The following is a 20,209-nucleotide window of genomic DNA, read 5'->3' as shown; positions in this document are numbered from 1 at the left end:
GGTCAGTTCGTTCCTTTCTCTTTTCCGTCGCTCTTCTTGGTGATGCGGCCCAGAATGAAGCCTACCACCCCCGCGCCGATGGCGGCCTGGAGGGCGAAGAGCAGGGACTCCACCTCGCCGCTGGCGGGCTCCAGGATGGGCTCAAACCAGGGCTCATAGTCAGGGTTGAGCTCCATAATGGCCTCCTCGGCCTGGCCGTCCGCCCCGCCGAACTCTGCGTTGGGCAGCAGCCACAGGGGCACGGCGGCAATGAGCACCACCAGCAGGATCAAAATCAAATTTTTCTGCCAAACCTTCATACCGATACCCTCCTTACAGGACCTGCAGCTCTTGGAGCTCGGTCTTGCTGTACTTCTCCAGCACGTTGAAGATGACCACGGTGAGCAGGCCCTCGGCAATGGCCAGGGGAACCTGGGTCACGGCGAAAATGGTGAGGAACTTCACCAGGCCGCCGTTGACCACCGCCAGCTGGAGGGAGGTGACCACATAGGTGAACAGGTCCCCCAGGGCGGCGGCGGCAAACACCGCCACGGCAGCGGGGGCCTTGGCCTTCCGCAGCAGCTTGTAGACCAGCCAGGACACGATGGGTCCGGCGATGGCCATGGAGAAGGTGTTGGCACCCAGGGTGGTCAGGCCGCCGTGGGCCAGCAGCAGGGCCTGGAAGAGCAGCACGATGAGGCCCAGCACGGTCATTACCAGGGGCCCGAACAGGATGGCGCCCAGGCCCACACCGGTGGGGTGGGAGCAGGAGCCGGACACCGAAGGGATCTTCAGGGCCGACAGCACGAAGGCAAAGGCGCCGCACATGGCCAGCAGGATCTTGGCCCGGGGGGCCTGGTCGATCTTCTTCTTGATGGAGAAGAAGCCGGCCACCAGGAAGGGCACACACACCGCCCCCCAACCAATGGCCCAGTTTACCGGCAGCATGCCCTCGGCAATGTGCATGGCGGAGGCGCTCATGGTCATCAGACCCAGCAGCCCCACCAGCACCGCCGCGGCGCGGACGGTTTTGTTGGCAGTCAGATTTCTCATACTTGTTTCATCCTTTCCTATCACTCGTAGGCGGTTTGGATTGCCGGGCCGGGCAAGGTTTTCCGGCTTGAGTCTCTCTGCCGCCGCGCGTCTTCCCAGGTGACCCCAGTGACATGGTGCCCGGCGGCTCTTCTCTTACGGCAGCGGGACTGCGCGGGAATTGCACCCGGCTTCCCTTTTCCCGGCCCTCTATTCAAAACAGGCCTCAGGCCTGGAGCTGCCGGGCCTCTCCGGCGTGCTTGACGAAAAGGGCCTGGATGCTGGGGAACTCTCCCAGCCCCTGGAGCACGCAGTTGACGGCGTAGCCTTTCTGCTCCAGCAGGGACTTCCAGGAGTCCTCCTCATCGCCTGCCAGGTCGTTTTTGGCGTGGTCGCCCGCCACGATCATCAGGGGCCGCAGCTCCACCTTTGCAGCGCCCAGCTCCTGGATGCGGCGCACCGCCTCTCCAAAGCCGGGATAGCCCTCCACCGTGCCGATGACTACGTCCTTTCGGCCCAGGTCGTGGAACACATACTCCAGCAGGGCGTAGCAGGAGTTGGCAAAGTGCTCGGTGCCGTGGCCCATGTAGAGGATGGCCTTGCCCTCCTCCCGCTCCGGCAGGTCCTGAAGCAGAGCCTGTACCGCGTCCAGATAGTCCCCGGTCTCGGTGAGCAGGGGGCGGCCGAAGGTCAGCTTCTCAAACTTCCCCGCAAAGGGGGCGGCCAGGTCCATCATCTTGTCGTACTCGTCGCCGTTCATGATGTGGGTGGGCTGGACCAACACGTCGGTGTACCCCTCCGCCGCCAGCCTCTCCAGGGCGGCGGGCACGTCGTCGATGTGGGTGCCCTCTTTTTCCAGCTTCCGCAGAATCATACCACTGGTGAAGGCACGGCGCAGGGTGCGCTCCGGAAAGGCAGCGGCCAGGGCCTTCTCGATGGCGGCGATAGTCTTTTCCAGGGTGTCCCGGTGGCTGGTGCCGAAGGACACCGCCAGAAGGGCTTGTGTATTCATATCCTTCACTCCCGTACGTTGTTGCTGGCCTGGTAGAGCAGGGCATTGCAGATGGCGGCGGCCACGTTGCTGCCGCCCTTGCGGCCCCGGGCCACGATGTGGGGGGTATCCATGGTGAGAAGCAGCTCCTTGCTCTCCACCACGTTGACGAAGCCCACCGGCACGCCGATGACCAGGGCGGGGGCCATCTTTCCTTCCTCAATGAGCTCGCAGGCCCGCACCAAAGCGGTGGGGGCATTGCCGATGGCCAGCACCAGAGGGCCCTCCAGCTGAGCGGCCCGCTCCATGGACACGGTGGCCCGGGTCTCCCCCCGCTCCTTGGCCTCAGCGGCCACGTCCGGGTCGGACATGAAACACACCGCCTTGCCGCCGAACTTCTCCAGCACACGCTTATTGACGCCGGAGAAGGCCATCTGGGTGTCGGTGACGATGGTGCAGCCCCCCTTGATGGCGGCGATGCCCGCCGCCACCGCGTCGGAAGAGAACACCAGGTTGTCGGCATAGTCGAAGTCGGCGCTGGTGTGGATCACCCGCTTGATCACCGGCAGCTGGTCAGCGGGAAATACCCGGTCGCCCAGCTCCTGGCCGATGATCTCCATGCTTCTGGCCTCAATATCAGCGGGAGCCACCCGCTGCAACTCGATTTTTTTCATGGGTCATTCCTCCCCGTTCAGGATGCGGTAGATCCGCTCCATGTCCAGACTGGCGCGCAAACCGTCCGCCAGTTTGTCGTACTGCCGCTGGGCATACTCCTGCCAGTCCACGCTGGCGGCCTGGCCCTCCAGGCCCTTGGCCTTCATCAGGGCGTTCACCAGGGCCTCGGCCACGCCGGCCTTGTCAAAGATGCCGTGGACGTAGCAGCCCCACACGTTGCCGTCGCTGAGGCCGTCGGTGTGCTCCTCCCCGGTCTGGGTGGCAAACTGCACCAACGGGGCGGCGGCGCTCTCCGTCTTGCCCATGTGGATCTCATAGCCCTCAAAGGCTGCTCCTGCCAGGCCAGAGAAAATGCCCTCGGCAGCTGCAAAGGTCCCGGTCACCCGGGTGCGGGTCTTCTCCCCTTGGAAAACGGTCTTGGCAGGCAGTAGGCCCAATCCCGCCAGGGTGCCGCCTCCCTCCACCCCGTCGGGGTCGGAGACGGTGTCGCCCAGCATCTGATAGCCACCACAGATACCCACCACAGCGCCGCCCTTGGCGGCGTGCTTCAGAATGGCGCCCTCCAGGCCGCTCTGCCGCAGCCAACGCAGGTCGTCCATGGTGTTCTTTGTGCCGGGCAGGATGATGAGGTCGGGGTGGCCCAGCTCCCCCACGCTCCCCACATAGCGGAGAGAGACCTCCTCCATCCGCTCCAGAGGGTTAAAGTCGGTAAAATTACTGAGCCGGGGCAGGCGGATCACCGCGATGTCCACCAGGCCCACTTTACCGAATCTGGACAAACGGGCAGACAGGGAGTCCTCGTCGTCCACGTCCACCTCCAGCATGGGCACCACGCCCAGCACCGGCTTGCCCGCCAGCTCCTCCAGCTGGGTCAGGCCGGGGCGGAGGATGTCCACATCTCCCCGGAACTTATTGATGATAAGGCCCTTTATCAGGTCCTGCTCCTCGGGGTCCAGCAGCTTCACCGTGCCGTAGAGGGAGGCAAACACGCCGCCCCGGTCGATGTCGCCGCACAGCAGCACAGGGGCGTGGGCCATGCGGGCCATGCCCATATTGACCAGATCGTCCTCTTTCAGGTTGATCTCCGCCGGGCTGCCCGCCCCCTCAATGACGATGATATCATACTCCTCTGCCAGAGAGGAATAGGCCTCCATCACGTCGGGAATCAGGTTTTTCTTATACTTGAAGTAATCTCCGGCTTTCATCGTGCCCCGTGGTATCCCATTTACGATGACCTGGGAGCCCACATCACTGGTGGGTTTCAGGAGGATGGGGTTCATCCGCACATCAGGGGCCACTCCTGCCGCCTCGGCCTGCATGACCTGGGCCCGGCCCATCTCCAGCCCGTCAGGGGTGATGGCGGAGTTGAGGGCCATGTTCTGGGACTTGAAGGGGGCCACTTTGTAGCCGTCCTGCTTGAAGATGCGGCACAGCCCCGCCGCCAGCAGAGACTTGCCGGCGTTGGAGGCGGTACCCTGGATCATAATTGCCTTTGCCATCACTGCACCTCGCTGAGGGCGGCCAGCAGCCGCCGGTTTTCTTCTTTGCCCCGGACGCACACCCGATACCAGTCGGGGCCCAGGCCGTGGTAGTTGGAGCAGGAACGGATCAGGACGCCCCGCTCCAGCAGTTTCTCTTTCAGATCAGTGACACCGGGCAGCTGAAACAGGAGATAGTTGGCCTGCCCGGGGATCACGGTACAGCCCGCCGCCGTCAGACCGGCGGCCAGACCGGGCCGGGCCTCCTCCACAAAGCGCCTGCCCTCCTCCGGCCAGTGGGGGCAGCCGGTGAGGGCGGCCACACCTGCCGCCTGGGCGGGGGTGGACACGCTCCAGGGCTGGGCGAACCTGCCCAGCTGCTCCCGCAGGCCCTCGTTGGCCGTCAGGCAGTAGCCCAGCCGCAGACCCGCCATGGCGTAGCTCTTGGTGAAGGCCCGCAGCAGCACCAGATGGGGGTGGTGGGCCAGCCAGGGAGCCAGCCCCGGCCCGCCGGTGGCCAGAGGCAGGAAGCACTCGTCCACCACCAGCACCGCGCCCACAGCGCCGCACTGCTTCACCACTTTTTCCAGCAGTTCCTCATCGATCAGCCGCCCGGTGGGGTTGTTGGGGGTACACAGGAACACCAGGTCGGTGTCCGGTCCGATGGCATCCACGAAGCCAGCATCCAGGTCGAAGTTCCTGCTCTGGTCCAGGGCATACCGGGCCACCTCGCAGCCCACGCAGGTCACGGCCTCCTCATACTCGGAGAAGGCGGGTGCGGTGACCAGGGCCTTTTTCGGTTTCAGCGCAAACACCAATCGGAAGATCAGGTCGGCGGCTCCGTTGCCGCACACCACCTGCTCCTCCCCCACTCCGTCGTGGGCGGCGATGGCCCGCCGCAGGTCCCGGCATAGAGGGTCCGGGTAGCGGGCCGACTGGTCCGCCGCCTGCCGGACCGCCTCGGCCACCGGGGCAGGCATCCCCAGGGGGTTCAGGTTGGCGGAAAAGTCCAGGACCTCCCCGCCATAGGCGGCCTGGGCGGTGAGGATATCCCCGCCGTGGGTGTAGACTGGCATAACAACGCTCCTTTTCGTGGCCCTTGCGGGCCTTTGCCCTCAGGGGAACAATAAAATCAACAGAGGTACCCCGCAGAAGAGCAGCAGGGCGAAAAAGGCGGTGGCGTACAGAACCCGGCCCGAGCGCAGGATATCCAGGGGCTCCGGAGGCCGCTGGTCATCCCCGATGGTGGGCTTTTCCACCAGCTTGCCGAAGTACCAGTTGGGGCCCGCCAGCTGAAGCTGGAGGGCGCCGGCACAGGCCGCCTCGGTGTGGGCGGAGTTAGGGGACTTGTGCTTTTTCCGGTCCCGCAGGAAGATGCGCCAGGCATTCTTCCCGTCATACCCCGCCGCCGCAGCCCCCAGGCACATGAGCACACCGGAGATGCGGGCGGGCAGGAAGTTGAGCACATCGTCCCACTTGGCCGCCGCCCGGCCAAAGTAGAGGTATTTGTCATTTTTATAACCCACCATGGAATCCATGGTATTGGCCGCCTTATAGAACATACCCAGGGGCGCGCCGCCGATGGCCAGGAAGATGAGGGGGGCGATAACGCCGTCGGAGGCGTTCTCCGCCACCGTCTCCACAGCCGCCTTGGTCACCCCCGCCTCGTCCAGCCGGTCGGTGTCCCGGCCCACGATCATGGAGACGGCATACCGGGCCTTGTCCAGGTCCCCGGTCTTCAGGGCGTCGTACACCTTCCGGCTCTCAGCGGCCAGAGACTTGGTGGCCAGCAGCTGGTAGCTCACCACGCTCTCCACCGCCAGGGCCAGCCAGGGGCTCACCTGCCAGCAGGCCCACAGCAGCAGCACCGTCAGGCCGGTGGGGATGAACAGGGTGAGAAGCACCAGCACCACACCCCCTGCCAGCTCACCGCCGTGGGACTTGGGGAAGATCTTCCGCAGGCCCTTCTCCAGCACGGAGATGAGGGCGCCGATGGCCCGCACCGGGTGGGGGGCCCAGTGGGGGTCCCCCAGCAGCAGGTCCAGGCAGAAGCCAATGAGCAGCGCCGTCAGATGACTGATCCACCAACTCATCCCTTATATTCCTCCAGTACCGTCAGCTCCAGGGTGTCCGGGTCCAGCGCCATACGGAAGCCGCCGCAGTTGGGGCACATCCAGCCGTAATACTCCCGCTCTGGGCGGCCATATTTGGACAGCAGGCCCATCAGCGCCCCGCCGTGGGACACCACGCCCACCCGTTCAAAGCCCCGGGTGGCGGCGTCCTTGGCCAGCTTCCCGAGGCCGATGGACACCCGCTCCACCACCTGCTCGGCGGTCTCGCCCACCGGCATGGCCGCAAAGTTCAGGTGGGTACCGGGCTGGCCGATCCAGGCCTGATACAAGGGATCGTCCTTCAGCTCCTCGTGGTTTTTCCCCTCAAAGGGGCCGAAGTCGGTCTCCCGCAGCTCTTCGATCACGGTGGTCTCCACCCCCGGCCACAGCAGCTCCGCCGTCTGACGGCACCGCATCAGAGGGGAGCGGTAGATGTGCTCCACACGGGGCAGAGTGGGCCCCACTTTACGGGCCAGCTCCTCCCCCTGGGGGGTGAGCGGTACATCCAGGGTACCCACAAAGCGCTTTTCCAGGTTGCCCTGGGTGGTTCCATGACGGATGAGGATCAGTTCCATGGTTTGTCTCCTTTCAGGGGCATGGGCAGGCCGCAGAAAATGCGCTCCACCCGCTCCGCCCGCTTGGCCAGACGGCAGCACAGCCGCCCCACGTCCTCCCGCCAGGCCCGCTGGTCCGGGTCGATGGGCACCACGCCGCAGCCCACCTCATCGCAGATGAGGATCAGGTTGGGGTTGGCGGTCAGCAGCTCCTCCTCGTCCAGGTGGGGCCACTGCTCCAGATCGTCAAAGATCGGCTTGGTTTTGGCCTCCTCCGGGGTATGGGCCACCTGGTCGGGGGTATATCCCGTTTTTTGCAGCACGTAGTCCAGCTTGCCCTGGCCCGCGCCGCCGATAATGAGTATCATACCAACACCTCGATCTTCTGGACCACAGCCACCATCAGCACCATAGCCAGCTCGCAGATCTGGAGGAAGAATCCGGCCAGATCGCCGGTAACGCCCCCAAACTGCCGCTGGCTCATGACCCGATAGTACAGGCAGGCCAGTCCCGCCCCCAGCAGGGCGGCGCCGCCGGTCCACAGGTCCAGCCACAGCAGGACGGCCACGCAGGCCACCACCCAGATCACCATGACGCCACGGGCCTTGGCGGTGTCCATAGTGTCGGTAAAGGTGGCCAGCAGACCGGTACCCCGGGCGTTGGGCAGGGTGACGGCAAAGAGGCCCGACAGGCTGCGGGAGAGCACCGGCCCCAACGCCAGTACCAGGGCGGCCCGTCCCGCCGCCGCCACCTCACTCCAGCAGGCGAAGAACACCAGCAGGTAGAGGCCGCAGCAAATGATGGCGAAGGCCCCGGTGTGGGAGTCCTTCAAAATTTCCAGCTTGCGCTCCCTGGTCTGGTGAGAGGACAGGGCGTCGCAGGTATCGCAGAAGCCGTCCAGATGGATGCCGCCGCTGAGGGCGATAGGGATGAGCAGGGCGAAGGCGGCGAAGAAGAGGGGGCCGAAGCCCAGATACCGTGCCAGGGCCATCCAGCCGTACAGCACCGCGCCGATGACCGCCCCCACCAGGGGGAACCAGCACAGGGCCCAGGACAGAGCCTTCTTCTCCCAGTCTACCCTTGGCATGGGGACCTTGGAGTACATGGCAAAGGCAATGATGAGACTTTTCACGCACGTTCTCCTTTCCACGCCACGGGGATGCTGCACACCACTTCGTAAACCTGTCCCGCCAGGGCGGCTACCCGGCGATTCAGCTCCCCCAGCACCGACAAATAGTCCAGAGTGACGGGGTCGTAATCCATTCCGTCGGAGAAGAGCTCGTTGGTGACCACCACCAGCAGCTCTGCCTGCTCCGCCGCCTTGCAGATGCCGGAGAGCACCCGTTCCAGAGCGTCATCCTTTCCGTCGGGGGAAAAGTACTCGTTGGCGCACAGGTTGGACAGGTCCTCCAGCAGCACGGCACAGCCGGTGGGCAGAACGGCGTCCGCCAGACCGGTGGGGCACTCCACCGTCTCAAAGCCCTTCCCGGCCCGCATCTGCCGGTGGCGCTCCACCCGGCGGACACTTTCGGCGTCCCACACCTGCATGGTGGCCAGGTAGATCCTCTTTTCCAGGCCGGAGGAGGTCACCAGGCCCTCGGCAAATTCCGACTTCCCGCTGGCCGAGCCGCCGGAAACCAGGATTAACATGGTGATTCCTCCTTTCATGGAAGCCGTTCGGTATCCGGCTCTTAGGTCAACGGTTGATAGGCCTCAATATCCGCGGCCTCAAAGGTGGTCATCTCCCGATACACCGCCAGGCCCATGTCCAGCAGGGGCATTACCGCCACCGCGCCGGTGCCCTCACCCAGCCGCATACCGGCGTAGAGGAAGGGCTCCAGGCCCAGCTCGCCCAGCACCAGCTTGCTGGCGGGCTCGTCGGAGGCGTGGGAACCCAGCATGTAATCCTTGCAGGTGGGGCAGATGCGGGCGGCGATAAGGGCGGCCACCGAGGAGATGAAGCCGTCCACCAGCACCGGCACATGGCACAGAGCGCCGCCCAGGAACACGCCCGCCAGGCCCGCCAGATCCAGGCCGCCCACTTTATGGAGCACGTCCATGGGATCGTTGGAGTCGGGCTGGTTCACCGCGATGCCCCGCTCGATGGCGTGGATTTTCCGCACCAGGCCTTCACTGGACAGACCGGCGCCCCGGCCGGTCATGACCTCGGGCTCCTTGTTCAAAAACACCGAAGCCACGGCGGAGGAAGTGGTGGTGTTGCCAATGCCCATCTCGCCGGTGCCCAGCAGCTTGACGCCGTTGGCGCACAGGTCCCGGGCCACTTCCACACCCACCAGCACAGCCCGCTCGGCCTCCTCCCGGGTCATGGCAGGACCCTGGGACAGGTTGGCGGTACCCCGGCGGATGTTCTTCTGCAGGATCCGCTCACCGTGGAGTGGGTTGGCCACGCCGATATCCACCGGCACGATCTCCACCCCGGCGGCCCGGCCCATGGCGCAGACACTGGTGTCACCGGTGGACATGTTTTCCGCCACAATGGCGGTGACCTCCTGCCCGGTCTGGGTGACTCCGTCGGCCACCACGCCGTTGTCGGCGCACATCACCACCACCGCCCGCTTGGAGATGTCCACATCGGGGGTGCCGGTGATGGCCGCCATGCGGATCACCGCGCTCTCCAGAGCGCCCAGGCTGCCCAGGGGCTTGGCGATGGAGTCCCAGCGGGCCTTGGCCTGTGCCGCCGCGTTCTGATCGGCGGGGATAATGGAACGGACCACTTCTTCCAGTGTCATAGCGATTCCTCCTTGTAGCGGCGGGCCGCCGCCACGAAATTACGGGCCATATCGGGTTTGGCGCAGAAATGAAAGTGGGGGAAGCCGGCGTACAGGGTAGGGGTATGGACGCCGCAGTCCCAGCCACGGTTGCTCAAAGGCTTTTGTGCCCGGAAGCGGTCGCCGGGCTGCTGGCTGTCCCAGTAGTGGAACTCGTGGGCGGGCAGTTCTTCTCCCGCCCCGCACAGCAGGCCGTCGGTCCGGGCGGTAAGGGTCACATAGCCGAACCGGCCCAGCTTACCGGTATTCCAGGCCCGGCCGGGAATGACGCCCGCCATGGGCCAGTCTGTTCCATTGGTATCCTCCAGCCTCTCATGGAGGTAGAGGAAGCCGCCGCACTCGGCCACGGTGGGCAGGCCGCCCGCCACCGCGTTCCGGATGGCGGACAACATGGCGGTGTTTTGACTGAGCTGCTCCGCCAGCAGCTCCGGGTAGCCGCCCCCCAGGTAGAGTCCGCAGGTACCTTCCGGCAGGGCCTGGTCCTTCAGGGGGGAGAACTCCACCAGCTTAGCCCCCAGCTTCTCCAACAGCTCCAGGCCATCGGCATAATAGAAGCAGAAGGCCTTGTCACGAGCCACGGCAATCACCGGCGCTCCCTCCACCAGCTCCGGCAGAGCCAGAGGTCCGGCGTTCAGGTCAGGGGCGGAGGCGGCCAGGGCCAGCAGGCCGTCCAGGTCAATGGTCTGCTCCGCCTGGGCGGCCAGCTTTTTCAGCTTTTCCTTCAGTCCCGCCACCTCGTCGGCGGTGACCAGGCCCAGGTGGCGGCTCTCCAGCGCGCAGTCGGGCAGGCTGGGCAGGAAGCCGTACACGGTAACGCCGGTCTCCCCCTCGATACACTCCTTCAGCCGGGGGTAGAGCATGGGGGACACCCGGTTTAAAATCACACCCTGAATGCCGCTGTCCGGCCGGAAGTTTTTCAGGCCGTGGACCACGGCGGACAGGGTGAGGGCGCTTCCCCGGCCGTCCACCACCAGCACCGCCGGGGTGGATGTGGCTTTGGTCAGGTGGTAGGCGCTGGCCTCATGGCTCATGGCGATGCCGTCGTAGTAGCCCATGACTCCCTCGATGAGGGCCAGGCCGGACCCCACGCTGTTCTGCTCCAGCAGGGACCGGGTGCGGTCCTCCCCCAGGAAGAACAGGTCCAGGTTGCGGCTCTTGGCCCCGATGACCTTGCTGTGGAACATGGGGTCGATGTAGTCCGGGCCGCATTTAAAGGCCACGGGATTCAGGTTTCGATCCATCAGGGCCTGCAAAAGGGCGCAGGTGACGGTGGTCTTACCCCCTCCGCTGGCGGGGGCGCATAGCAGCAGCCGTGGGGTACTCATGGCCGTCCCTCCCCGGAGAAGATCCACACCGGATTCTGGGCGTCCATCAGGTGATACCGGCCCGCCTTACGGGTGCGGGTGGCGGCCATCTGCACCATATCCGCCCCCTCCAGAGGGGCGAAGAGCCGGGCGGCCTCAGCCACCGTCTCCAGGGTGACGGCGGTACACACCACCCGGGCGGCAGGATTTTTCCGGAAGATGATGTTCAGAATCTCCTCCAGCTCGCCGGAGGTGCCACCCAGAAAGACCCGGTCAGGGGCAGGCAGGTCCTGGAGGGCCGCCGGGGCGGTGCCGGGCACCATCACCAGATTGTTGGTGTGGAACCGGGCCTTATTCTCCGCCAGCAGGGCCAGGGCCTCCTCTTTCTTTTCCACGGCGTACACCTGCCCGGCGGGGCAGGCCAGGGCGCACTCCACCGATACCGAGCCGGTACCGGCGCCCACATCCCACACCACATGGTGCTCCTCCAGCCGCAGCTTGGAGATGGCCAGGGTACGCACCTCCTCCTTGGTCATGGGCACGTCCCCCCGGAGGAAGGCTCCGTCGGGCAGGCCGGGGGAGTTGAAGGGCCGCACCACCGGGTCGGGGTTCTCAGCCAGCACCACCGACAGGTCGGCAAAGGACTGCTCCGCCAGCTCCGCCGCGGTGCCGGTGACCACCCGCTCGTCGGGGTAGCTCAGCCGCTCTCCCACCGAGACGGTGACGTTGCCCAGGCCCCGCCGGGTCAGCTCCTTGCAGATGTCCTCCGCCTTGGTGGCCCCGCCGGTGAGGGCGAAGGTCCGGCTGTTGCGCTGGATCTCCCCCACCACATTGTGGCTGCGGCCGTGGGCGCTGACGATCTTCACGTCCTGCCAGCTGGTGTGCAGCTTGGCACAGAAGTAGCTGAGGGAGGAGATGCCGGGGATGGTGACCACCTGGTGGTTGCCCAGCAGGGTCCACAGCTTTTTGGCTCCGCTGTAGAAGCCGGTGTCCCCGGACAGGAGCACCCCGATGGGGCCCTCCTGCTGCTGTTCGATGTATTCGGCGATATCATTCCCGGCGATGAGGGGGACGCAGGTGTGGCTCTCCTGGAAGCGCTCCAGCAGCCGGGGGGCGCCCACCAGGGTGGAGCACTCCTTGACGGCCTCCAGCGCCCACACCGTCATGGTCTCGGGGGCGCCCATGCCCATGCCGACGAGATAGACTTTCATGCTTCTCCCTCCTCCAGCAGCTTCTCCTTACATTCCTCCAGGGTCAGGCCGGTCTCGGCCCGGGGCCGCTCCACCACCAGCAGCGCGCAGCCCGCCTCACGGGCGGCCTCCGCCTTCTCCCGGAACCCGCCGTAGCCCCCGGTGTCCTTGGTCACCAGAGTCTTGATGTGATATTGCTTCAGCAGGGCCACATTCAGCTCCTTGGAGAAGGGGCCCTGCATGCAGATGATGTTTTTGGGCGGAAAGCCCAGCTTCAGGCAGCGGTCCAGGGAGTCCGCCATAGGCAGCACCCGGGGATAGCACCGCTCCACCAGGCCGGGCTTGGCAAAGGCGTCCAGCTCCTTGCTGCCGGTGGTGAGCAGCACGTTGCCCGGCAGCTGCTCCAGCATGTACGCTGCTCCGGCCATGTCCCCCGCCTTGTGGCACAGGTCCTCCCCGTCGGACTGGCGCACCAGCCGCAGGAGGGGCAGACCGGCCCCTTCCGCCGCCGCCTTGATGTTGGCGGTCACCTCCACGGCGTAAGGGTGGGTGGCGTCCACCACGTGGGTGAAGGGACGGGAGGCCATCAGCTTCTCCATCCCCTGCCGGTCCAGCCGACCCACATGGGCCTCCGCCTCAGGAGGCAGGAGGGTCTCGCCGTACTCGGTGGCCACGCACACCAGAGTGGGGATCTGCTGATCCAGCAGCCACTGGGCCAGCTCTCTCCCCTCGCCGGTGCCGCCGAAGAGCAGGATGTTCATCTTACTCCCCCCGCTGGAGGTAGCCGCGGGGGGTGACCATCTTGCCGCCCAGCACCTTGGTCTGGCTGTTGCCGATGAACACGGTGGTAAACATATCCACCTGGGTGTCCCGCAGCTGGGCCAGGGTGAGGAGCTTGCCCTCCTCCCCCTCCCGCCCGATGTTGCGGACGGTGCCGCACACGGTCTCCGGGTCCTTGTCCCGCAGCAGGATGTCGCAGGCCCGCTGGAGATAGTCAGGCCGGTTCCGGCTGGAGGGGTTATAGAGGCAAATGACAAAGTCCGCCTGGGCCGCGGCAGTCAGACGCTTCTCGATCTTCTCCCAGGGGGTGAGCAGATCGGACAGGGAGATCACCGCGAAGTCGTGAGTCAGGGGAGCGCCCAGCACAGCAGCGCCGCCGCAGGCGGCGGTGATGCCGGGGATCACTTCGATCTCAATGGGGTCATACTCCTGAGCCACCTCGTAGATGAGCCCCGCCATGCCGTACACGCCGGAGTCGCCGGAGCACACCACCGCCACGTCCTTGCCGGTGAGGGCAGCCTCCACGGCAGCCCGGCAGCGGTCCACCTCCCGGCGCATGCCGGTGGACAGCACCTCTTTCTCCGGAAAGTCCGGCTTGACCAGCTCGATATAGGCGGTATAGCCCACGATCAGGTCGCACGCTTCCAACGCGGCCCGGGCACGCCCGGTCAAATCGGCGCCCCCACCGGGGCCCAGTCCGATAACAGTTACTTTCATAGGATCTTCCTTCCCGCCACCGCTGTGGTGACGCCGTTTTTTGCCCGCTTGGGCATCAGAATGGTGCCTCCGGCACACACTGCCGCCCGCTCGCACACGTTGTCCACCCCGGTAATATGGGCCACAAAGGCGGATGGGGTAAATCTCCCCTCCGCCTGGGCCAGCTCCTCCGCCGAGAAGATGGCCAGGGGCAGGTTGTGGGCAGCGCAGAAGGCCAGCAGGCCGGGCTCCTCTTTCTTCAAATCAATGGTGGCCGCCTGGACCACCGCCTGGGGCTCATAGCCGGACAGGGCTTCCTCCACCGCCTCCCGGATGGTCTCCTCCGGGGTACCCTTCCGGCAGCCGATACCCAGGATCAGTCCCCGGGGGGCCAGCCGCAGGGTGCGGGAAAAGGGGCCCTCTCCCCGCCGGTAGGTGACCCACACACCCAGCTCCGCCGGGCCCCGGGTCAGTCCCGCCGGGCAGGGGTGGCCGAAGTCGCTGACAAAGCCCACCGGCTTCCCCTCCAGCAGGGCGGCGGAGATCTCCTTGGCCAGCACCCGGTCGGTGATGACCATGTCCCGCTCCCTGGCCCACACGTCCACGGCAAACAGGCCGTTGACGTCGGTGGCGGTGGATACCGCCGCCTGGCCGCCGGTGAGGGCGGCCACCTTCAGGGCCAGCTCATTGGCGCCCCCCACATGGCCGGACAGCAGGGGGATCACAAAGCGTCCCGCCTCGTCCACGCTCACCACGGCGGGGTCGGTGAATTTATCCTTCACATGGGGCGCGATGGCCCGGACAGCGATGCCCGCCGCCCCCACAAAGAGGAGGGCGTCCGCTTCCGTCCAGGCTTTGGCGGTCCAGCCCTCCAGGCTGTCGTAGGCCTCCGCCCCCACCTCAGGGGCGAAGCGGGCGGGCACACGGAGGGTGGCCTCCAGGGCATTGGCCAGGGTACGGCCCAGGGCCGCCCCCCGCCGGGTAAAGGCGATGATGGCCGCCGTCACTTGCTGGCCTCCCGGAATTCATGGGTAAAGGTGGGGTCGTACAGCTTGGACCGCTGGTAATCGTTCCCCAGAAAATAACCGATGGTAATGAGGGCCGTCTTGGTCACCTTATTCTCCCGGGCGGTTTTCGCCAGGGTGGACACGGTGCAGCGGTACACCTTCTCCTCCGGCCAGGTGGCCTTATACACGATGGCCGCCGGGGTATCGGGGGCATAGCCGCCCGCCATCAGCTCCTCCTCCACCTGCTCCAGCAGGCCGGTGGACAGGAAGAGCACCATGGTGCAGCCGTGGGAGGCCATCTTGCGCAGCTGCTCTCCCTCGGGCACCGGGGTGCGGCCCGCCATGCGGGTGATGATAACCGACTGTGATACATCGGGCAGAGTATACTCCGCGCAGAGGGCAGCAGCCGCTCCGGAGAAGGAGGACACACCGGGGGTTACATCGTAGGAGATACCCAGTTTGTCCAGCTCATCCATCTGCTCCCGGTGAGCGCCGTACAGGGAGGGGTCGCCGGTGTGGAGCCGAACGGTGGTGCCTCCCCTGGCCTCGGTCTCTTTCATCACCTCAATGACCTCTTCCAGGGTCATCTTGGCGCTGTCATAGACCTGGCAGCCTTCCTTTTTATAATCCAGCAGAGCGGGGTTCACCAGGGAACCGGCGTAGATAATGACGTCCGCCTCCCCCAGCAGCTTGGCTCCCCGCACGGTGATGAGATCGGCCCCGCCGGGGCCCGCGCCGATGAAATGTACCATAATCGAAACTCCTATCTGTACCGGTGGGCGACCGTAACGGTTGCCCCTACGATTGATGTTGATGCAGGGCCAGCAGTTTCTCGGCCCCTGTGGTTTTTCCCAGCAGTCCGTACTGGTTGGAGAAGAACACCGCCTCAATAGCCAGGTCCGGCCCAGCCCGGTGGCGGAGCACCTCCTCCAGGGCTTGGGCAATGGAGGCCATCACTGGCTCCAGCAGTCCGGCCTCCTTCAGCAGCGCCACCCCCGCGTCGGTGGTGGGGCAATCAAAGAGGGCTTTCAGCAGCGCCGGACTCCCGCCCGCCAGGGCGGCGTGGGCGGTAAGGGTCTCCCGCCGGCCGTCGGCCACCTTGGAGTGGGTGTTCATGCTCCCCGCCGCCACCTTGATCAGCTTACCCAGGTGGCCCACCAGCAGGAAGGACCGGAAGCCAAGCCCGGCGGCGTGGTCGATGGCGTGGCCCAGGTAGTTGCTGCAGGTGCAGCGGTGGGTCAGGTCCAGCCCCAGGGTCTCCTCCGCGAAGGAATCCCCGTAGTTGCCGGGGGTGACCAGCAGGTCGGTCACGCCGGCCGCTTTGGCCATGTCCTGCTCCAGATAGAGGGAGTCAATGAGGGCGGCCTCGCTCATGGGCCGGACGATGCCGCTGGTGCCCAGGATGGAGATGCCCCCCTCAATGCCCAGCCGTGGATTGAAGGTGTGCCCCGCCAGGGCCTCCCCCTCCGGCACCGAGATGGTGATGGCCAGCCCGCCGGTATAGCCCGCCCGGGCCATCTCTTCCTCCACCTGTCGGCTTATCATCCGCCGGGGGGTGGAGTTGATGGCGGCTTGGCCCACCGGCTGGTCCAGGCCGGGCCGGGTCACCCGACCCACGCCGGTACCGCCGTCGATGGTAACGCCGGGGGTGTCGGTCTTTTCCGCACGGGCGAAAATCAGGGTGCCGTGGGTCACGTCCGGGTCGTCTCCCCCATCCTTCCGGACGGCGCAGCTGGCCCAGCCCGGTCCGGCAGCGTGCTCCAGCAGTTCGGCCTCCACCGTGATCCCCGCCGGGGTGTCAATGACCACGGCGGGCAGGCTCTGCCCGGTGAGCAGCAGCCGGGCCGCCCCGGTGGCCGCGGCGGCGGCACAGGTACCAGTGGTGTAGCCGCAGCGCAGCTGCTTGTTCCCCACCGGGATATATACTTCCAGCACCAAACCGCCTCCTTTGCGCTCAAAAAAGCCCTCCCCATGTTGGGGAGGGCTTTTTTCATCCAAAAAACGCCGCACCTCTCCACCTCAGAGCTACGTTGTACCGTATCCCTTGCAGCGGGTTTCCTGGCTCGCGCTTCCTCCGCCGGCGCACCTTCTCAGCCCCATGGGCCAATGGTCTCTGCGCCTTTGTCCACGCTTACAGTAGAGGTAAGACTGCGCCGGATTCTCACCGGCTTCCCCCTTGGCGGCAATGCCGCAACTGCGGACACTATTTGATTCTCCGCTATTATATCAGGGGTTTGGTCAAAAGTAAAGGTAAATTCTTGTCACAGCCGTGCATCCACAGCCTTCCATTCCATGACGAAATTGGTTAATTTGACCCCATGGCGCTCCACCTGCTGCTCCCGCACCACCTGCCAGCCCCGATGTTCAAAGAAGGGCCGGGCGGTAATGGAGGCATGGGTCAGCTTGGCGCCGGGCAGGGCGTCGCACAGGGCGGCGGCGATGCCCCGGCCCTGGAGGTCCTTGTGGACGTAGAGCCGGTCCAGATAGCCGTCGTCGGCCAGGTCAGCAAAACCGGCCACCATCCCGTCCCACTCCGCCACCAAAGTGGTGTGGGCCCGGAAGGAGGCGTCCCAGGCCGCCAGGTCCACCTGGCCGTCGGCCCAGGCGTCCAGCTGCTCCGGGGTGTAGTCCCGTCCGCACACCCCGTGGACGGTCTGATAGAAGAGCTCCGCCAGAACGGGGCAGTCCGACGGGCGATAGGGCCGCAGCGTCACACTCATCGGTGCTCCCCCCTGTGGCTCAGCTTGTCCAGCAGCAGGGCACCCAGCTGGCAGATATTCAGGATCACATGCATGACGGGATAGGCCAGGCCCAGGAAGACCGCCAGCACCAGCACGTTCTGGACGGTCAGGGCACTCAGTCCGAAGTTAGCGCCGAACCAAACGATGGCGATCACCGAGGAGCCGGTCATGGCCCCCATCAGCACCCGACGCTTCCAGTCGAAGGGCTTACACACCTGATAGAGCACCAGCAGACCCACCATCACCAGCAGAATGGTGGACATGGTGGACAGCTGATCGGTGGTAAAGCCGAAGGCCAGGTAGAAGGCCTCCAGCCCCAGCACAATGATCAAATCGGTGAGACCGCCGGGCAGGGCCGCCCGGAACACATTGGTAAGGAATTTACCCTTGACGATGCCATGGTTGGGCTCCAGCGCCAGGAAGAAGGAGGGCACTCCGATGGTGACGGCGCTGAGGAAGGAGATCTGCAGCGGGGTCACCGGGTAGGGGAAGGTGGCAAACAGGGAAATGATGGACAGGAAGAAGGAGAAGATGTTCTTCACCAGATAGAGAGCGGCGGCACGCTGGATGTTGTTGATGACCCGCCGGCCCTCTGCCACCACCTTGGGCATGGCGGAAAAGTCGGAGTTAAGGAGCACCAGCTGGGCGGCGTGGCAGGCGGCCTCCGCGCCGGAGGCCATGGCGATGCCGCAGTCGGCATCCTTCAGGGCCAGCACGTCGTTGACGCCGTCGCCGGTCATGGCCACGGTGTGGCCCGCCCTCTGGAGGGCACGGACCAGCCGCCGCTTCTGGTCGGGGGTGACCCGGCCGAACACGGTGTACTCCCGCACCGCCCGGTCCATGTCGGCGTCGCTCTGGAGGGTGGCGGCGTCCACAAAGCGGTCCGCCCCCTGGATGCCCGCCTGACGGGCCACCTCGGCCACCGTCACCGGGTTATCGCCGGAGATGACCTTGACGGCCACCTTCTGCTCGGCAAAGTATTGGAAGGTCTTGGGCGCGGACTCCCGCACCCGGTTGGACAGCAGCACCAGGGCCATGGGGCACACCCGCCGGGGGTCCAGCCCCTTCTGGTCGGGGGTACCCTGGTACTCCGCTGCCAGCAGCACCCGGTAGCCCTTGGCGGACCAGGGGTCCACTGCTTCCTTCAGGTCGGAGTACCGGGGCCCCATGATAAACTCGGGGGCGCCCACCACGTAGGAGCCGTGGCCGGGAAAAACGGCGGCGCTCCACTTGGTGGCAGAGGTGAAGGGGATGGTAAGCTCCGCGTGCCAGGTGGAGGCGCCGTGGAACTTCTTCTGCATGGCCCGGGCGGTGTCGTTGTCCGCCTCGGACACCTGATAGAAGGCGTTGAGGATCTCGGTGACCTCGGTTTCGGCGTACTTCTCCTCGTCCAGGTACACCACCTCGCCCACCTCCATGCGGGGCTCGGTGATGGTACCCGTCTTGTCCACGCACAGCACGTCCACCCGGGCCAGGGTCTCGATGCAGTTCATGTCCTGGGCCAGCACCTTGCCCTGGGCCAGGCGGATCATACTCACCGCCAGTGCCACGCTGGTCAGCAGGTAGAGGCCCTCTGGGATCATGCCGATGAGGGCGGCCACGGTGGACACCACCGTCTCCTGGAAGGTGCGGCCCACGATGAAGAATTCCTTGGCAAACAGGGCAATGCCGATGGGGATGAGCAGGATACCGATAACCCGGATCAGCTTGTCCAGGGAGGACATCATCTCGCTCTTGCCCACGGTGACGTCCTTTTTGGCCTCCAGGGTCAGGCGGGCGGCGTAGGACTCGGCGCCCACCCGGTCCAGCCGGGCCCGGCAGCGGCCCGCCACCACAAAGGAGCCGGACAGCAGCTCGTCCCCCGGCTTTTTCACAATTGCGTCGGCCTCGCCGGTGATGAGGGACTCATTGACCTGCACCTGACCGGAGAGCACAGTGGCGTCGGCAGGGATCTGGTCGCCGGAGGCCAGCTCCGCCACGTCGTCCTGCACCAGGTGGGAGGCGGGCACCGAGCCCAGATGTCCCTCCCGCACCACGTTGGCCCTGGGTGCGGCCAGCAGGTTCAGCTTGTCGATGGTCTGCTTGGAGCGCAGCTGCTGCAAAATGCCAATGCCGGTGTTGGCCATGGCGATGAGCAGGAAAAGCAGGTCCTCCACCGATCCCACGATAATGAGCAGGACGGCCAGAACCACGAAGATAAAGTTGAAGAAGGTAAAGACGTTGGCGCGCACGATCTGGCCCACGGTCTTGGTGGGGGATTCCACCGGATCGTTGGCCCAGCCATTCTGCTGGCGTTCCTTGACCTGGGCCATGGTGAGACCCAGCTCAGGATCGGCGCTTACCCGAGGTACGTCCCGGCGGGGCCTGGGGCCCTCCTGGACTGCTGGACGTTGTTTTTGCTTGCCTTTCATGCATTCGCCCTCGATACTGCGGAATTCCGCCTTTCCGGCGGATATTTTTTCAAAATCTTGTCACATTATAGCCGATTTCCGTGCTACATACAAGGCCGCCGGGTAAATCTTAACCATTTCTCCACAATTTCTTAAGGGGGGTGCATGGCGCCCTTCCCTCCCCGCTATACTGGAACAAAAGGAGGGGTATCCATGGAACAAGCATCGGAGAAGATCCAGCTCCTGCTGCGGCTGGCCCTGTGCGGCGGCGGGGCCGCCCTGTTGTACGGCGGTGCCACCCGGCTGTCCGCCCTGGAGGAGCATAAGCCCTGGCTGGAGGAGCACAAGCTCCAGGTCATCGCCCTGGGGACGGCAGCTCTGTTCGGTCTGTCCCTGGTCCTGTATCCCAGGCCGGAGGGAGAGGAAAATGGGGAAGCCCCGGACTGCTACGACGGCTACGAGCCGGTGGAGTGAGCCTCCCAAAAGGAACAG

Annotated in this window: 22 protein-coding genes and 2 riboswitches; of the genes, 1 reads left to right on the top strand and 21 read right to left on the bottom strand. The window is 65.4% G+C overall.

The annotated features are described in order from the left end of the window. Window positions 1-2 precede the first annotated feature (2 nt). The 21 genes from J9789_RS00600 to J9789_RS00500 form a co-directional block, all read right to left on the bottom strand. Window positions 3-299 carry an energy-coupling factor ABC transporter substrate-binding protein gene (locus J9789_RS00600; RefSeq protein WP_209341295.1) on the bottom strand — a complete coding sequence of 99 codons (297 nt, stop codon included), beginning with the start codon at window positions 297-299 and terminating at the stop codon, window positions 3-5. A 13-nt stretch (window positions 300-312) separates the two neighbouring features. Next, complete coding sequence (locus tag J9789_RS00595; protein WP_245185017.1) at window positions 313-966, bottom strand: energy-coupling factor ABC transporter permease; 654 nt, start codon at window positions 964-966, stop codon at window positions 313-315. A 99-nt stretch (window positions 967-1,065) separates the two neighbouring features. Beyond that, a riboswitch (cobalamin riboswitch) is annotated at window positions 1,066-1,262 on the bottom strand. Further along, window positions 1,238-2,023, bottom strand: coding sequence for a sirohydrochlorin cobaltochelatase (locus J9789_RS00590; RefSeq protein WP_209341291.1), 786 nt, complete (start codon window positions 2,021-2,023; stop codon window positions 1,238-1,240). (Overlaps the previous riboswitch by 25 nt.) Before the next feature lie 5 nt (window positions 2,024-2,028). Then, the gene (locus tag J9789_RS00585) at window positions 2,029-2,676 is read right to left on the bottom strand and encodes a precorrin-8X methylmutase (RefSeq protein WP_209341289.1); all 648 of its coding nucleotides are present in this window, start codon (window positions 2,674-2,676) and stop codon (window positions 2,029-2,031) included. 3 nt (window positions 2,677-2,679) lie between these two features. Continuing rightward, window positions 2,680-4,176, bottom strand: coding sequence for a cobyric acid synthase (locus J9789_RS00580; protein ID WP_209341287.1), 1,497 nt, complete (start codon window positions 4,174-4,176; stop codon window positions 2,680-2,682). Next, window positions 4,176-5,231 (bottom strand): threonine-phosphate decarboxylase CobD, encoded by a 1,056-nt coding sequence (cobD, locus tag J9789_RS00575; RefSeq protein ID WP_209341286.1) that lies wholly within the window; start codon window positions 5,229-5,231, stop codon window positions 4,176-4,178. Before cobD ends, J9789_RS00580 begins: the two co-directional genes overlap by 1 nt. 39 nt (window positions 5,232-5,270) lie before the next feature. Continuing rightward, window positions 5,271-6,248 carry an adenosylcobinamide-phosphate synthase CbiB gene (cbiB, locus tag J9789_RS00570; RefSeq protein WP_209341285.1) on the bottom strand — a complete coding sequence of 326 codons (978 nt, stop codon included), beginning with the start codon at window positions 6,246-6,248 and terminating at the stop codon, window positions 5,271-5,273. Then, a complete protein-coding gene (locus J9789_RS00565; protein WP_209341284.1) occupies window positions 6,245-6,841 on the bottom strand; it encodes a histidine phosphatase family protein in 597 nt (198 codons plus the stop codon). The genes cbiB and J9789_RS00565 overlap by 4 nt, the downstream gene beginning before the upstream one ends. Beyond that, a complete protein-coding gene (locus tag J9789_RS00560) occupies window positions 6,832-7,188 on the bottom strand; it encodes a bifunctional adenosylcobinamide kinase/adenosylcobinamide-phosphate guanylyltransferase (protein WP_209341282.1) in 357 nt (118 codons plus the stop codon). Before J9789_RS00560 ends, J9789_RS00565 begins: the two co-directional genes overlap by 10 nt. Continuing rightward, window positions 7,185-7,952: an adenosylcobinamide-GDP ribazoletransferase gene (locus J9789_RS00555; protein WP_209341280.1), complete on the bottom strand. Its 768-nt coding sequence runs from the start codon at window positions 7,950-7,952 to the stop codon at window positions 7,185-7,187. The genes J9789_RS00560 and J9789_RS00555 overlap by 4 nt, the downstream gene beginning before the upstream one ends. Continuing rightward, complete coding sequence (locus J9789_RS00550; RefSeq protein WP_209341278.1) at window positions 7,949-8,470, bottom strand: bifunctional adenosylcobinamide kinase/adenosylcobinamide-phosphate guanylyltransferase; 522 nt, start codon at window positions 8,468-8,470, stop codon at window positions 7,949-7,951. The genes J9789_RS00555 and J9789_RS00550 overlap by 4 nt, the downstream gene beginning before the upstream one ends. 41 nt (window positions 8,471-8,511) lie before the next feature. Further along, complete coding sequence (gene cobT / locus J9789_RS00545; protein ID WP_209341276.1) at window positions 8,512-9,570, bottom strand: nicotinate-nucleotide--dimethylbenzimidazole phosphoribosyltransferase; 1,059 nt, start codon at window positions 9,568-9,570, stop codon at window positions 8,512-8,514. Further along, window positions 9,567-10,934 carry a cobyrinate a,c-diamide synthase gene (locus J9789_RS00540; protein ID WP_209341274.1) on the bottom strand — a complete coding sequence of 456 codons (1,368 nt, stop codon included), beginning with the start codon at window positions 10,932-10,934 and terminating at the stop codon, window positions 9,567-9,569. The genes cobT and J9789_RS00540 overlap by 4 nt, the downstream gene beginning before the upstream one ends. Next, entirely contained in the window at window positions 10,931-12,124 is a 1,194-nt protein-coding gene (cbiE, locus tag J9789_RS00535; protein WP_209341272.1) for a precorrin-6y C5,15-methyltransferase (decarboxylating) subunit CbiE, read from the bottom strand. The genes J9789_RS00540 and cbiE overlap by 4 nt, the downstream gene beginning before the upstream one ends. Further along, window positions 12,121-12,864: a precorrin-6A reductase gene (gene cobK, locus J9789_RS00530; RefSeq protein WP_209341270.1), complete on the bottom strand. Its 744-nt coding sequence runs from the start codon at window positions 12,862-12,864 to the stop codon at window positions 12,121-12,123. Before cobK ends, cbiE begins: the two co-directional genes overlap by 4 nt. A gap of 1 nt (window position 12,865) precedes the next feature. Further along, window positions 12,866-13,600: a precorrin-3B C(17)-methyltransferase gene (cobJ, locus tag J9789_RS00525; protein ID WP_209341268.1), complete on the bottom strand. Its 735-nt coding sequence runs from the start codon at window positions 13,598-13,600 to the stop codon at window positions 12,866-12,868. Continuing rightward, window positions 13,597-14,586 carry a cobalt-precorrin 5A hydrolase gene (locus J9789_RS00520; RefSeq protein WP_209341267.1) on the bottom strand — a complete coding sequence of 330 codons (990 nt, stop codon included), beginning with the start codon at window positions 14,584-14,586 and terminating at the stop codon, window positions 13,597-13,599. The genes cobJ and J9789_RS00520 overlap by 4 nt, the downstream gene beginning before the upstream one ends. Then, window positions 14,583-15,338: a precorrin-4 C(11)-methyltransferase gene (cobM, locus tag J9789_RS00515; protein ID WP_209341265.1), complete on the bottom strand. Its 756-nt coding sequence runs from the start codon at window positions 15,336-15,338 to the stop codon at window positions 14,583-14,585. The genes J9789_RS00520 and cobM overlap by 4 nt, the downstream gene beginning before the upstream one ends. Before the next feature lie 46 nt (window positions 15,339-15,384). After that, a complete protein-coding gene (gene cbiD, locus J9789_RS00510) occupies window positions 15,385-16,521 on the bottom strand; it encodes a cobalt-precorrin-5B (C(1))-methyltransferase CbiD (protein ID WP_348633608.1) in 1,137 nt (378 codons plus the stop codon). Between the two features lie 95 nt (window positions 16,522-16,616). Further along, a riboswitch (cobalamin riboswitch) is annotated at window positions 16,617-16,800 on the bottom strand. Window positions 16,801-16,847: 47 nt separating this feature from the next. Beyond that, entirely contained in the window at window positions 16,848-17,300 is a 453-nt protein-coding gene (locus J9789_RS00505; protein WP_209342230.1) for a GNAT family N-acetyltransferase, read from the bottom strand. 2 nt (window positions 17,301-17,302) lie between these two features. Further along, window positions 17,303-19,738, bottom strand: a complete 2,436-nt coding sequence (locus J9789_RS00500) for a cation-translocating P-type ATPase (protein ID WP_209341262.1) — start codon at window positions 19,736-19,738, stop codon at window positions 17,303-17,305. Window positions 19,739-19,930: 192 nt separating this feature from the next. Between J9789_RS00500 and J9789_RS00495 the strand changes: the two genes are divergently transcribed. Beyond that, the gene (locus tag J9789_RS00495) at window positions 19,931-20,191 is read left to right on the top strand and encodes a hypothetical protein (RefSeq protein WP_209341260.1); all 261 of its coding nucleotides are present in this window, start codon (window positions 19,931-19,933) and stop codon (window positions 20,189-20,191) included. Window positions 20,192-20,209 lie beyond the last annotated feature (18 nt).

Origin of the sequence: Flavonifractor sp. AGMB03687 (genome assembly GCF_017811815.1) — a bacterium.
Classification (GTDB): domain Bacteria; phylum Bacillota; class Clostridia; order Oscillospirales; family Oscillospiraceae; genus Flavonifractor.
Note: the sequence above shows the minus strand (reverse complement) of the source record. Positions and strands in the feature narration are given on the sequence as shown.